A 14,371-nucleotide genomic window follows, 5' to 3' on the forward strand; every position below is an offset into this window, starting at 1 on the left:
AAAGCGCAGTTAAGTTAACAAATTAACTGCTTATGAATGAATAAATAAGATACTCAGTTTTGCTAAGTATAAAAGTTGATGACTAAACAGGTTGAACCGTGACTTGGATACTCTGGGACTAACATCGCTTCTTAAGAAAACGTTAAAATGATTAGAACCAAGTCAGCGAAATTCATCAGGGATAGAGGTTAAAGTCCTCATTTAAAATCCGAATAGATGGCTGCAAAACCTTACTTGTCAGAAGATATTTTTGCTTGCAAAAAGCGGGGTGTCCATAGATGTTATACACCAGGTATCAAATGAAACAATTCATATTATTACTAGCTGTTTTTTTCTCAGCAACGTTGATGGCTGAAGAGTGGCGAACTCCTCATAACTCCAAGGACGTATCGGATTATCTTAAGAAAGGCTCTGATTTGAGCGGCAACTTTATAGGAGTTTCCGGAAAAGTAGTGGAAGTATCTATAGGCCACAAAGGTAAACCTATATTTTTGATTTCTATCGACGACGAGTTAGGATCAATAACCATAGCTGTAGGCTCGCTCTTAAACGTAGATCTTTCGATTGGTGATACTTTGGAAGTTTTAGGTGATGTAATCCCAATACAGGAAGGAGATACTCAAATATCTAAAATCACTGACGAAAAGGTCATGATGTTAGGCTTGTGTATCGTTAACAGCACAAAGGGATATGCAAGCGGTGCTAAACCAACACAAGCACTTTGCAATAAGTGGTATTTAGAGAGTTTTCCAAAGTCCTACAAAGATGTATAACAAACACATTAAAAATCGCCTGCAAAATACGCAGGCTGGACTCGCTACCGCTCGCCTTTTATGTGGGCGTTAGGCACAAGGATAGTTTTTTGAGTTGGTCAAGAAGTGACAAAATATCAGCAATAGCACTTGTTCTCTCTGTAATCAGCATATTGGTTGCTGGAGGCTTTTCATATGCTACATATCGCGCACAGTATTCTGAAAATCTAAAGATTGAGTTGTTAAAGCCTGATGGCGACCACAAGGTTGTCCCCTACAAAATAAGAAGGGATAAAACAGATGGAGTAGTAGTTAAAGAAATTGGTGCGTGGTATGGAGTAAGGTTATCCAATCTTTCCAATAAGCCCATCTCTATCGTTGAGTCATTTTATAAATTTGATGGCTCTAGAACGTGGGAAAATTTACCACAACCATATGTAGGCCAGGTTAGTCATCTAGATAAATTGCCAAAATATGTAAATTATGGTTTTTTTCCAATTATGTTAGGTGTTGGGGAGTCTGTAAATATCGAAGTGTTTTTACCATCGCCTATAAAGAAAGATCTGGGAAGGGAAATCGTTGGAGCCTTTCGAGAGAAAGATGATGTTATAGACTCGCAGATAGAGTTTATCTTATTTTATGATCAATATTTTGATGAGCTCGAAGATAAAATCCTAGAAGGCATGAAGCAAGGAAAAATATCCGAGCTCATTGAGTTTTATAAACCAAACATAGATGGAATGGATGCTGTAAGACTTCCTTTTATTGAAAATGATGACCTAAGTTACACTGCAAGGGACTCCGAGGACAATAAGGACGGTTTTGTATATGTTGAAAGCTTATCACTTTATAACAAAATGATAGAAAGAATGCTGGAAGTAGAAGGGATGGATATCAGTGCAGTTGAGCCCCCAATAGAAGGTGTCGATTTAGTTCTGCAAACTGCTTCGGGAGAAATGTATTCGCTAACCCTTTCGTTTAATGAAAATTCATTGAGTAGGCTGAAATAGTGCCTAACAAAACTGTCAATGAGACATTTTTTCTCCACTTCGCCTTACGGTGGCTTCGCCGCTTTACCGCAAGGCTACGTTCCGAAAAAAAATGCTCATTACAGTGGCGTTAACTGCCTTCGCAATATCGCAGATTTAGATAATTTCAGATTTAGGTATTTATGAATAGAAAAATGATAGCCCTAGTTGTTGGAAACGGAAATTACCCTAGTGATGGAGCAAAGCTTCCCAATGCGGTTAATGATGCGAATGATATAAGCCAATCACTAGAAGATCTCGGGTTCACTGTCATTAAACTTACAGACTGTAGTAATGAAGATTTAGATAGAGCCATGTCGTCGTTTAAAGATGGTCTGAATAGTAATGATGTTGGACTGTTCTATTTTGCGGGTCATGGAATGCAAATTGATGGCGAAAATTATATAACATGTATCGATACTACATTTACTGATGAGCCTGCTGCCAAGTGGAGTTCCTATCCTTTAAATAGGCTCATAGATACAATGGATACATGCTCAAATAAAACAAACTTAGTTATATTAGACTCTTGCAGAGACAATCCATATGAAAGAAGTTGGAGCCGTTCTTTAGCATCTGGTTCCTTAGCACCTATGTTTGCTCCAAAGGGTACACTTATTGCCTATTCGACTTCTCCTGGGGAAACTGCTTCAGATGGTTTAGGCAACAATGGTGCTTATACTGAGTCACTTTTAAAACATATAAACAAGCCTGATATTGCAATTGAAGACGTATTTAAAAAAGTAAGGAATTCCTTATCGGTAATTACGAGTGGAAAGCAAACCTCGTGGGAACATACATCTCTAACAGGTGATTTCTATTTCAATCTAAGTTTAGGTAGCAAAATCGATAAATATAGTAAATTCGCAATTGCAGATGATCTTTTTACGGTCGTGGCAGGAAATACATGTCACGAAATTATTGAGAAAATTAAGTCTTGTAATTGGTATGTTCAAAATCCCGCTATAGATGGGCTTACGAGCCAATTACTTGTTGGTTCAGACGATGATACTCTATTTGTCTTAGGGAGAAATTTGTATCAAGCAGCATGCGGAAACTCTGGAAGTGCTTTAGATTACGTTAATAATTTCCGCTCTAAAGTATCTAGCATTGATATTGAGAAACAAATTTGCATATTGGAAGGTATGCTTTTTGAAATATTCTTTAATCCTAGAGGTGATTTTAGAACTTCATTCAAAACAACAATGTTTAATGCTGTTTTTGAGCTCGATGTTTATCCTGATTATAAGCCTGCATTTGATTTCATAGCAGAAGTATTACTTCCATTTTCAAATAGTTTTTATCTATTGCCTGGTAAAGCTATTGATGACGCATCAATAGAGTTGTCATCTTCTGAATCTAAGAGTGGAAGTGTGATCATTAAAGAAGTCCACTTTGATGGTGAAAATATTTTATATGGTGAAGATGGATGGGAAAAATACTCATTTGATGGCGAGATCGCTTATGACTCAATGCGATACGATTCATTACTCGATAAAATATCAACAGAAATGATGATTCCTAAGAAATCTATATCTATTCAGTCAACTATACCTATAGATGAAAGTTCTAAATTAGAATTTCCATACAGGCATACACTAAAACGCAGTTAACAAGTTACTTAAACGGACGTAAAAGAGTTGGCTTTCGTTCGTGCCTCACTAATTTTAGCCAACAATTTTACGCCGCTTGGCAAGGCGTTAGAGCACCAATGGAAATCAAGAATAAAGTATGGAACGAATAATAAGTAAAAGAAGAATCCCTTCTGTAGCGATGCGAAAGAGTATTGTTGATAAACACAACAATACATGTGCAATGTGTTCCATATCAGGAGAAAAGTTTCCTCTTGAATTAGCTTCAATAATGCCGCTGCATCAAGGTGGCAGTATGACTGAGGATAATTTCCTCCTTCTATGCCCAAACTGCCATCGTTATATGGATATGGGGCCAAAAGAAATTGAATTCGTTAATTTCCTTTATCAAGTGCTTAAAGCATCTGATTCGAACCAGAACATCCAGCTTGAAGCAATTATTGGCGAGTCTAGAAGAGCAAGGGCTGACATTCTCATCGAGAATGAGAAGAAGGAAATAATTCTTATAGAATGCAAATCTAATAAGGCAATAACTAGAAGCCACAGCTCAAAGATAATCGAACAGATTTTAGAGTACGAAAAGCTTATTGGAAAATGCAAAAAAGTATTGGCTATACCTGGAAGATTACCGAGTGAAATACGAAAAAATGTAGAATCTCATGGCATTGAAGTCTGGGATGCAGATTACATAGTTAAAAACTATAAAGTAGCTATTCAGAAAGCTGATAGTAGCTACTTTAAAATGCTTTTAACTGCCATCTCTGGTGAAAAAGAAGTCTCTCGAGATCAAGAAATACTAAACAAACTTAAGGCTTGTAAGCCAGGCCGCGAAGATTGCTACTTATATCAGAGCCTCGTCGGAGAAATTATAGAAGAGTTATTCTGCCCGCCTCTTGATAAGCCAATTCATGAGAATAGTGACTTTACCAAATCTAATCGGAGAGATTTCATCGTTCCAAATTATGCAACTGATGGTTTCTGGTCTTTTCTGCGTGAAAAGTACTCGGCCGACTATGTTGTTGTAGATGCAAAAAATTATTCCAGAAAAGTGAAGAAGAATGACATTCTTCAAATTTCTAATTACCTGAAGCCTCATGGTGCTGGTCTTTTTGGGATCATCTTTTCTAGAAAAGGTGGGGACTCCGCTGGTTGCCTACATACGATTAGAGAACAATGGATGGTCCATCAAAAATTGATTCTTGTTCTTGATGATACAGACGTTGAAAACATGCTTGTATCATCTGGTGGAGCTGAGGATATAATCGGAGCAAAGATTGAAGAGTTTAGGCTATCAATGTAAATGCTCTAACAAGGCGCTGTTGTCGGACTGGTTTTCCGCTACGCTCCAAACCAGCCGCAAAGCGCGGCGTTAAGTTTCTAAGGAGGGACAGTGCCTGAATTCAAGATATTAAGTTTCATCGTTGAGCATATGGAAAGTACAGGCTCAACAGCAAAATTAGTTCATTTATCTATTGATCAAAATTTTACCGACCAATTAAATTCAAGGTTTGAAGAGAGCTTTACTCTGCAAGAAATTGAAAAGGCGACGGACAAATGTTTAGCTCATGAATGGTTAAAGCATAAAGCAATGGGCGGCGGAAAATATGGTTGTATTGGAATTACATCTAAAGGTGTTGGAGTTGCTCGCTCAAAAGAGCGTGCAGTTGGGTTAAAAGCATCGCGTTCATGGCTAAAGAAAACTTCCGACTACATCGAGGATCATAAAGGCATATTGATTTTCCTCGGTTCTTTAATTGCTCTAGCAACATTTATGTTAAAAATTACAGGTGAATAATATGGAAGATAAGAGCTTTTCTATAACATTAAAGTGTTTGTTTTGTGATTGCGATCTTGAAGGCGATACAGAACAGGAGTTGGCATCAGGAAACATGATCAAATGTCAGGAGTGCGGTGAGTCAAATGACTATGATGCTTTAATTGAAGTCGCTACCGAAGAAGGAGAAGCATTAGTGTCCGAATATGCTCATTCCGAAATAGAAAAAATGCTTAAAAAAGCTTTCAAGTAGTCGAAATTTAACAAGTTACTCAAAAGGACGCAAAACGCTTGGTTTGCGCTCCTTCGCCACTAATTTTAACCAAGCATTTATACGCCAATTAGTAAGGCGTTACGAAATTATGAATGATCTATTAGAACTATTACAGGCAGCTGACGATGAGGTTGCCAACATTAAATGGGAAGAACACCATCCTGAATATCCTGATGCCATAAATAAATTGATGACGGCCTTGGGTAAGTCAGATTTAATGTTTAAAGATTATCGCAAGCACAATTTCAAAGGTGTTATTGAGAATATTAATAAAGCAGACTTAGAGCAATTAAAATGTGTGATTACAGCAATATTGAGAAGTGAGCGTTGGGTAACGGGTTCATGGAAAACACATTTAGAAAAAGGTCATTTACAGAGTGCAATAAAACAAGCTATTAATCTAAAGAATGAAAACGTATAGCAAGGTTAGCACCGTCACGCGCAAGCGCGTTGGACCTCCGCTACTTGTTATGTTTTTTGCGGAGCAAAAAAGCTCCAAATGAATACGGCTGGTGCTAACGACACTATACACTATGAATAAATTTATTATCGTCATCATATTTGGATTTATAAGCGCCTTTGTTCAAGCTGAGTGTACTACTGAGCAGAATGGGAAAGCGATTCCATTGTTCGTTGAGTACACCTCTGCTGGAACTAAAGCTGGAGGGAATCACAGTCATATGGACAAAGTGGTTATTGAAACTCCATTAGTGTTTGAAGGCCTTAAGTTATTTGGCATGGACATCACTGAAGGTGAAGTCGCTAACTTTTGGATACCGTTAGCCTATAAAGAAGTTGATTCAATTGCTCGTACAGAAATTAGCGGTTACAAAGATAGAATTAGAAATTTCGAGGTCGCTGTATATTACACTAGCGATAATTGCCAAAAATCAATACAGCGCTTGCTTCGATAAGTGCATAACAAGGCGTTCAAGCTCTTGACATAACTCACAATGAATAAATTTTTTGCCTTTACCATATTTGGTTTTATAAACTCTTATGTTTAAGCTGAATCTACTCGTGAGCAGAATGAGCAAGCAAATCCATTTTCCCTTTAATACACCTCTGCTGAAACTAAAGAATCGATTAAAAGTGATCATGACTTCGCTTCTTATATTGTTTGTTGTTATAGGTTTCACAGCATTGAAAAACAGCGAATTTATTAAGGCAGATACCTGTCTTGATAGTGGCGGACGCTTCAACTACGAGCAAGGGCAGTGTGAGTATTAGCGGCAAGGTCTCAATAGTTTAATATCAAAGTTCCTCATATTTATTTAGAGGCCTCTCAATCCTTTAAGCCAACCAAATTCAAAAAACATTCATCAACACATAACAGGGAAACGTATTGTGATAGAAACGCCTCGAACCTCTTTGGTTCTTTTTACTGCGGCTAACGCCGATCTCGTCTTAAAATACTATCTGGATAATCAGGCTCATCTGGCCCCTTGGGAGCCGATTCGTGATTCAGGCTATCTCTCGTTGAGTAATTTTAAAGTTATGGGTGAGCAAAGCGAGAAAGACTTTGAAGCAGATAAAGAAGTCAGGCTGGTTGCATTTAATAAAGATCAAACTCAAGTACTGGGTGTGTGCAATTTTACTGGAATTGTCAAAGGTCCTTTACAAGCATGTTTCTTAGGTTATTCCATTGATAAAAGGTTTGAAGGGCAGGGTTTGATGACTGAGATTCTTGACGCTGGCATTGCCTATATTTTTGCAAACTTAAAACTTAATCGCATTATGGCGAATTACATACCGACGAATGAGGGCAGTGGTGCTGTGCTCAATAAGTTGGGGTTTGAAAAGGAAGGTTATGCGAGGAAATACCTAAAAATCGCAGGTAAGTGGCAAGACCATGTATTGATGTCAAAGCTTAATGATAGTCCGTTAGGTGTTTCTTAAAGCGATTCTTAAAGCGGCTCTTAATGCCTTTTAAATTAGGACTTTTTTATACTTACTTCTTGATAAGGCTCTTGCCATAATACGGCATAATGTCAGGTGCTTATCCAAGAAGAATTCACATACCTTTATTTTCAGCTTAGATACCTAATTGCAAAATATTACTTTTGATATGAGATTTTTGCTTGCAATAAACCGAGCCTACATAGATCTTATGCAAACCTAACTAGGCGATTGGAGTATGTTATATGGAAGATATAGTGGTCAGATACCTACATTTTATTGGCATTATTTCACTTGCTTCTATGTTGGTGTGCCAAAATGTTTTTCTATCAAAGCAATTGAGTGGCGGCCAGTTGAGAAAGCTTGCGGTTATAGATGCTTTCTATGGTATTAGTGCGATAGTGATTTTACTGACGGGCCTGTCTTTGTGGCTTTGGGTTGGAAAGCCCAGTGACTTTTATACAAAAAACATGGTGTTTCATATCAAATTTAGCTTGTTTTTGTTTGTTGCTCTTCTGTCTATTATGCCAACCATCTTTTTTGTCAAAAATCGAAAAAGTGCTGAGAGTGAGGTGCTTGTTCCTAGCAAAGTCATTCTCTTGAAGCGTCTGGAATTGGTTGCGTTAGTCTTTATTCCTCTCTTAGCTGTTTTGATGGCGCAAGGTGTGGGCTACGCCTAAAAGCTGTTCTTAGGTTAAATCAGGCGGTTTTAAGCTCTGCTTTCCTTAATTTATATCTCACAGTTAAACTCTCTCAAGGATGAGGGAGTTAATTGCTTCAAATCTGTTCGCTCTTAATACGACTTCTTGATATTAGCTTTTGCTAGTTTGCCTTGAAGAAGGCTGGATGTTTAGTGAGTTTGAAAAGGCGGATTGGAGAGTGGGAATAAAGTTAATCGGCGGACTGATCGTTTGTCATCATGCTGAGCTAACTACTTTGTTTAAGGCTTGGCCTAAGGTTGAATCTTAGGCCAAGCTATCATGCTTTACGAGATCTCTTAAGCTGCTTATTTCCTATTAGGCTTCTTTCCCTTCTTCAGCCTCTGGTGCTGGAGGTGATGTTCTTTCTTTTGCAGTTGCGATGAGCTCTTGACCTTTCGTTCTTTCGATAGGGTCTATTTCGTGGTGAAGTGCTGCTTTCGCTATCATATTCGCCGCAATAGGTGCGGTAATAATCAAGAATAAGGTGATCAATAATTCACTGATAGACAGGCTTTCTTGGCGATAGGATTGGATAATGCAAGATGCGATAAGCACACCTGCAATACCTAAAGTGGTTGCCTTAGTTGGTGCGTGTAAACGCATATAAACATCGGGTAAGCGTGCTAAACCGATAGAGCCTACTAATAAGAACACACCGCCAAAAACAAGTATGGCTGACGCAATTGCTTCTACATAAAAATTCATAGTTACCTTCTTATTCTATTATGTCGCCGCGCAGCAAGTATTTGCACAAGGCCGATGTACTAACAAAGCCAAGCATGGCAATGAGTAGCGCTGCTTCAAAGTAGATTGCGTTTTCAATGGCAATACCATAGAGGAGTATCAAGGCAATACCGTGGATAAACATGGTATCCAGCGCAAGAATCCTGTCTGGTAACTTAGGGCCAACCAGCAAACGATATAAGGTTAATATTAATGAGGCACACAAGATGAGTCCTACAATTTGAATGGCTATATCTAGCATCCGAATATCTCCTTTAGTGGTGCTTCGTAACGAGATTTAACCTCTTCGATTAACTCTTCTGGGTTCTCTAAGTGCAGGGCATGAACATAGAGCCATTTTTGATCTGCAGAGATCTCGGCGCTAACTGTTCCTGGTGTTAGAGACACTGTACTGGCAAGTAAGGTGATGCCTAATTCAGTTTCGATATCTAATGGCACAGCAACGAATCCAGGGCTTAATTTTTTGAGTGGGCCAACCACTAATAGTGCCACTGAAAAGTTCGCGCTAATAATGTCTTTAAGCACGAGAAACACGTAAGAAATCGCAAGCATTGGCTTTTTGATTCTAGGGCGTTCTGTTGTCATGCTACTGACGGCCCAAGGGATAATAATGGCTAAAATCGTTGCCAGTAGTAAATGCCCCGCCGAAAGGCTGTTGTTTAATAGCAGCCAAATAACAAAAAGCAGCATGCTGTGAAAAGGCATAGGGAACATGCGAAAGCTAGACTGTTTCATTATGATTCCTCAGGCAGTAATGGGTACACGGAGACATCCATATTATGGAGGTCAGCAGCGGCTTGTATGACGTACTCTGTCATTGGGCCTCCGAAAAGCACAAGTAAAGGCGCGCCTAATATGAGTAAGACTATGGCAGTTACTTCGTAAGGATGCGCTTTTTCAACCGCCGTGTTTTTAGTATTGGGTGTTTTCCAGAAGAGCTTGGAAGTCGCTCTTGAAAATGCCACTAATGTAATCAAGCTACTCATTAGAATAACCGGCCAAATCCATAAGCGAGTTGCCATGGTCTCAGCTGAGTTAAGTACCATTATTTTTCCTATGAAGCCTGAGAAAGGCGGCATACCGATAATGGTTAAGGCTAATATGGCAAATCCAAAGCCAATGAGTTTTGGTTGAGACAGGGCTCTTGAGTTGACTAGGCGGTCTTCTGCTTGTCCTCTTTGCTTGGCAATCACATCCGCTAAGAGGAAGAGGCCTGCTGTTACTAGCGTACTGTGTACTATGTAGTAAAGCGCGCCAGCGATGGCAAGCTCAGAGTGCAATGCAGCGGCAACCAGTAAGGTACCAGCAGAGACAACCACCAAATTAGATGCAAGCAGTTTTAGCGTTGGGCTTGCTAGCACACCTAAAGATCCAATAGAAATTGTCAGTATCGCTAGGGGCCATAACCAATCGACTGAGAAGTTAGCTAGTTCGCCGGCATCGTCGCCAAATATCACTGTGAAGACACGGAAAATACTGTAGATACCTACCTTTGTCATGATAGCGAATAAGGCAGCAACGGGCGCGCTGGCCGAAGAGTAAGTTTTAGAAAGCCAGAACTGTAGAGGCAGCATGGCAGATTTAAGACCAAATACTATTAAGAGAAGTAAGCCGCCAATCTTAGCCAGTATGGTTTCACTTTCTGGAAGCTGGCTGACTTTAACCGCCATATCCGCAATATTCAGTGTACCTAATGTGCCATAAAGTATGCCGAGGCCGAACAAGAATAAGCTGGAACCAAGCAGGTTGATCACCACGTAGTGGACTGCGGCTTGGGTTTTATTCTTACCGCCAGAATGCACTAATAGGGCATAAGAGGCGATCAACAAGACTTCGAAAAAGACGAAAAGGTTAAACAAATCGCCTGTTAGAAATGCGCCATTGATACCCATGACTTGGAATAAGAAAAGCGGATGAAAGAACTCACCGCCTTTATCATGGTCAGCACACGCATAAATCATGCAGCACAGGGCGAGGAAGCTGGTAAGTAGTACCAATAATGCTGATACTTTATCCGCAACAAGGACGATACCAAATGGTGGTGACCACCCACCTAGAATATAGAGTTGAGTGCCCTCAGTAATAACCGTCGCTACTTGTAGGGTCGCTAGAATAGTCAGTATGGCTAAGGTGCCGATTGATGCGATGCGTAACCACTGAATCCTTGAGGATAAAGGGGGGAGCAGCATGGCAGATGCAACGAGCAAAGGCAGCAAAATAGGAAGAATTGTCCAGTGTTGCATTTAGTTTATCTCCCCTTTTTTATTCAGCGTCATAGAGGCTGCGACTTCATCAGGGTCTTTTCCATCAACATGATCGTTACCTAAATCAGCACGAGCCCTCATGGCTAGGATCACCACAAAGGCTGTCATAGCAAAACCAATGACAATGGCGGTAAGAACCAAGGCTTGAGGTAGCGGGTCTGCATAAATTTCAGACTCGCCGAGAATAACCGCGCTGTCGATCGCAAGGCGTCCACTGGCAAAGAGAAATAAGTTAACTGCATAAGACAGCATGGTAAGGCCTAGAACAACGGAGAAAGTACGTCCGCGTAGCGTTAAAAAGATACCGCATGCGGTTAGCATACCAACACAAAAAGCGTAAATGCCTTCCATTTATTCTTCCTCCTTCTGAATAGGACGTTCACTGGTGGTTAATTTGCCTAGGTTAGCCAAAATAAGCATGGTTGCGCCAATGACAGTCAGGTAAACACCTAGGTCGAAGATCATGGCGCTGGCTAATTCAAATTTACCAACAACAGGCCAGTAAAAATAATCGAACCAAGAGGTGAGGAAAGGCTTATCAAATGCCCAGCTGCCAACACCTGTTAGTGCAGCAATGGCGATGCCGCTGCCGATTAGGATTTGGTAATCGACTTTTACTCTGTGTTTCATCCAATCAACACCGTGTGCAATGTATTGCTGGATAATGGCAACAGAGGTGATCAGACCTGCAATAAAGCCACCGCCTGGCATATTGTGGCCACGGAAGAAGATAAATGCAGACACGAGTAGGGCAATAGGTAATAAGCTTTGTGATAAAACAGCCAACATCATAGGGTGTCCATCATTTGACCAAGGGCGGCCTTTGTAATCACTGCTTGGCATGAATAGCTTCATGCGGGCAATTAGCTTGTAAATACCTAGCGCTGCGATACCTAGAACGGTAATTTCCCCTAAGGTATCAAAACCACGGAAATCCACTAGGATGACGTTAACTACGTTTGTACCGCCACCGCCAGTTTTACTATTGGCGATGAAGAAGTCAGAAATACTGGTTAATGGCCTCGTTAGTATGGCGTAACAAATAGTACCGATTAAGCCACCAACAACCGCAGAAATACCAAGGTCACGAATGAGGCGTCTTGGATTAGATTGCTTTTGTGCTCTTTGTGGTAAGAAGAACAAAGACAGCATCAATAATACCGCAGTGACAACCTCGACTGATAATTGCGTTAAAGCAAGGTCAGGAGCAGAAAAACGTGCAAAGGCTAATGACACTACAAAGCCGACTATGGATAGGGATATTAATGCCAACATTCTGTGTCTATGACAGATGGCGGTTGTAAGAGCGCCTATCACTAAGAGAACAGCTGCTGTGACATCCACTATATTGTATGGCAACTCAGGGCGCACACCTAAGGTAGTGCTTAAATCCATCAGAGGTGCCGCCATCATAATGGCAGCCAAACTGATGAGTAAGTAGTTGTACCTTTGTAAAGAACCATTCTCTAAGAAGTTAAAGAGTGTGGTTGAGCGCTTAATGATATTTTTAACTATGTTATCAAAAATCTGTTTGGCATCAGGTTCAGAGAAGTTAGCTTGGAAGGCAAACAAATGCTGTCTGAAGTAGTAGATAACCAGGCCGCCGGCTGTCGCCACAAAACTCATCAATAATGGGTAATTAAAGCCATGCCAGATCGACAGGCTATACTCAGGCACAGGTCCATTTATTGCAGCTAAAGAAGCGGCATACAATAAATCGCCAATAATAAAGCCTGGGAAGATACCCACTAATAAACATAAGGCTACCAATATCTCCACAGGAACACGCATGTATCTTGGTGCTTCATGAGGCGTTTTAGGTAGATTGATCGGCTCACCGTTAAAGAAGACATCGTGTACAAAACGCATAGAGTAAGCCACTGCAAACACGGCACCCACCGTTGCTAATACTGGGATCATCCAGGAAAGAGAACCAAGAGCCGCTTGGTGAAGTGTCTCAGTAAAAAACATCTCTTTAGATAAGAAACCATTTAATAGAGGCACGCCTGCCATAGAGGAAGCCGCCACCATTGCCAGTGTTGCCGTATGAGGCATGTATTTCCACAAGCCGTTTAGCTGGCGCATATCTCGTGAGCCTGTCTCATGGTCAATGATACCTGCGGCCATGAATAACGAAGCTTTAAAAGTTGCGTGGTTGATAATGTGGAAAAGGGCTGCAACGGTAGAAAGACGTGTATCTAAACCGAGTAGCAAGGTAATCAAACCAAGGTGACTGATAGTTGAGTAAGCAAGCAACCCTTTTAGATCATGCTTGAACAGAGCGATATAGGCACCCAGTAACAAGGTGCTCAAACCCGTTAAACTAACAATTAAGAACCAAAGTTCTGTATCTGCCAAAACAGGGTGCATTCGGGCCATCAAGAAGATGCCCGCTTTTACCATGGTGGCTGAGTGCAAATAAGCACTGACGGGTGTCGGTGCTGCCATGGCATGTGGCAACCAGAAGTGGAAAGGAAATTGTGCTGATTTAGTGAAAGCACCTAGTAGGAATAAAACCAGAATAACAGGATAAGCAGAGTGTGCGCGGATAAAGTCGCCGCTATCTAAAATAACCTGTAAAGAGTAGCTGTCTACTATGTTTCCTAGAATGATAATGCCGGCTAGAAGGCATAAACCACCTGCACCTGTAATAGTAAGAGCCATTCGAGCGCCTTTACGCGCTTCAGATTTATGTCCCCAAAAGCTAATCAGCAAGAAAGAGCTAATACTGGTTAATTCCCAGAACATCCACATTTGCAGCAAGTTGTCAGATAAAGCAACACCTAACATGGCAAACATGAATAGCATGAGGAATGAGTAGAACTTACCTATCGAATCTTTGGGAGATAGATAGTAGCGAGCATATAAAATGACCAGCAGGCCAATGCCTAAAATCAAAATGGAGAATAGTAGTGATAAACCGTCTAAACGAAAGGCGATGTTTAGGTTTAGCAGAGGAATCCATTGAGCGGCTGCATAATGGTTTTCGCCATTCAGTACATCCGGTGTCATTTCAGCGACAAGTAATAAAGCAATAAAGGGGAGAATGGCGGTGAATAATGTACAGACATTACGATTGTAACGCGCTGTAAGAAGGGGAACTAAACTACCTAATAAGGGCAGTAAAGGTAGCCAGAGTAAGGTATTCAACTATGATGCTCCTGCATTAAAAAATATTAAGCTGGTCAATGTTATATAAATCAAAAAAACGAATTAAAACAGTTAAAAAGATAGCCAGAGAGTAAAAGTTATACAATTAAAATAGGTCTTATCAAGACACTCACTCCAATTTCTGGTTAAAAAAGCTAAATACACTGAATAAAGTGTTCAAGCATGATTAGGT

16 protein-coding genes are annotated in these 14,371 nt (G+C 40.4%); 10 read left to right on the forward strand and 6 right to left on the reverse strand.

Features of this window, described 5'->3' with window-relative positions:
- Positions 1-299 precede the first annotated feature (299 nt).
- The 10 genes from OA91_RS20045 (at position 300) to OA91_RS20095 (ending at position 7,999) form a co-directional block, all read left to right on the forward strand.
- A complete protein-coding gene (locus OA91_RS20045; RefSeq protein ID WP_063339683.1) occupies positions 300-773 on the forward strand; it encodes a hypothetical protein in 474 nt (157 codons plus the stop codon).
- 89 nt (positions 774-862) lie between these two features.
- Complete coding sequence (locus OA91_RS20050; RefSeq protein ID WP_063339682.1) at positions 863-1,762, forward strand: hypothetical protein; 900 nt, start codon at positions 863-865, stop codon at positions 1,760-1,762.
- A gap of 161 nt (positions 1,763-1,923) precedes the next feature.
- On the forward strand, positions 1,924-3,393 hold the full coding sequence (locus OA91_RS20055) for a caspase family protein (RefSeq protein ID WP_063339681.1): 1,470 nt from the start codon (positions 1,924-1,926) through the stop codon (positions 3,391-3,393).
- A gap of 118 nt (positions 3,394-3,511) precedes the next feature.
- Positions 3,512-4,672 (forward strand): HNH endonuclease, encoded by a 1,161-nt coding sequence (locus OA91_RS20060; protein ID WP_063339680.1) that lies wholly within the window; start codon positions 3,512-3,514, stop codon positions 4,670-4,672.
- 90 nt (positions 4,673-4,762) lie between these two features.
- Positions 4,763-5,167 (forward strand): hypothetical protein, encoded by a 405-nt coding sequence (locus OA91_RS20065; protein WP_063339679.1) that lies wholly within the window; start codon positions 4,763-4,765, stop codon positions 5,165-5,167.
- Between the two features lies 1 nt (position 5,168).
- Positions 5,169-5,399, forward strand: coding sequence for a hypothetical protein (locus OA91_RS20070; protein ID WP_063339678.1), 231 nt, complete (start codon positions 5,169-5,171; stop codon positions 5,397-5,399).
- 109 nt (positions 5,400-5,508) lie between these two features.
- Entirely contained in the window at positions 5,509-5,841 is a 333-nt protein-coding gene (locus OA91_RS20075; RefSeq protein ID WP_063339677.1) for a DUF6508 domain-containing protein, read from the forward strand.
- A 112-nt stretch (positions 5,842-5,953) separates the two neighbouring features.
- Positions 5,954-6,334 (forward strand): hypothetical protein, encoded by a 381-nt coding sequence (locus tag OA91_RS20080; protein ID WP_063339676.1) that lies wholly within the window; start codon positions 5,954-5,956, stop codon positions 6,332-6,334.
- A 433-nt stretch (positions 6,335-6,767) separates the two neighbouring features.
- Positions 6,768-7,319: a GNAT family N-acetyltransferase gene (locus OA91_RS20090; protein ID WP_063339674.1), complete on the forward strand. Its 552-nt coding sequence runs from the start codon at positions 6,768-6,770 to the stop codon at positions 7,317-7,319.
- A gap of 245 nt (positions 7,320-7,564) precedes the next feature.
- The gene (locus OA91_RS20095; protein WP_063339673.1) at positions 7,565-7,999 is read left to right on the forward strand and encodes a DUF2214 family protein; all 435 of its coding nucleotides are present in this window, start codon (positions 7,565-7,567) and stop codon (positions 7,997-7,999) included.
- Positions 8,000-8,335: 336 nt separating this feature from the next.
- Here the strand turns inward: OA91_RS20095 and OA91_RS20100 are convergent, their stop codons facing one another.
- The 6 genes from OA91_RS20100 to OA91_RS20125 are packed head-to-tail and all read right to left on the reverse strand — an operon-like array spanning position 8,336 to position 14,178.
- Complete coding sequence (locus OA91_RS20100; RefSeq protein ID WP_063339672.1) at positions 8,336-8,725, reverse strand: Na+/H+ antiporter subunit G; 390 nt, start codon at positions 8,723-8,725, stop codon at positions 8,336-8,338.
- Positions 8,726-8,735: 10 nt separating this feature from the next.
- Entirely contained in the window at positions 8,736-9,005 is a 270-nt protein-coding gene (locus tag OA91_RS20105) for a K+/H+ antiporter subunit F (RefSeq protein WP_046018141.1), read from the reverse strand.
- Positions 8,999-9,499, reverse strand: a complete 501-nt coding sequence (locus OA91_RS20110) for a Na+/H+ antiporter subunit E (protein WP_063339671.1) — start codon at positions 9,497-9,499, stop codon at positions 8,999-9,001. The genes OA91_RS20105 and OA91_RS20110 overlap by 7 nt, the downstream gene beginning before the upstream one ends.
- Positions 9,499-11,007 (reverse strand): monovalent cation/H+ antiporter subunit D, encoded by a 1,509-nt coding sequence (locus OA91_RS20115; protein WP_063339670.1) that lies wholly within the window; start codon positions 11,005-11,007, stop codon positions 9,499-9,501. The genes OA91_RS20110 and OA91_RS20115 overlap by 1 nt, the downstream gene beginning before the upstream one ends.
- Positions 11,008-11,379: a Na+/H+ antiporter subunit C gene (locus OA91_RS20120; RefSeq protein WP_046018138.1), complete on the reverse strand. Its 372-nt coding sequence runs from the start codon at positions 11,377-11,379 to the stop codon at positions 11,008-11,010.
- Complete coding sequence (locus OA91_RS20125) at positions 11,380-14,178, reverse strand: monovalent cation/H+ antiporter subunit A (RefSeq protein ID WP_063339669.1); 2,799 nt, start codon at positions 14,176-14,178, stop codon at positions 11,380-11,382. It lies immediately after the preceding gene.
- Positions 14,179-14,371 lie beyond the last annotated feature (193 nt).

Origin of the sequence: Marinomonas sp. SBI8L (assembly GCF_001624705.1) — a bacterium.
Classification (GTDB): Bacteria; Pseudomonadota; Gammaproteobacteria; order Pseudomonadales; family Marinomonadaceae; genus Marinomonas.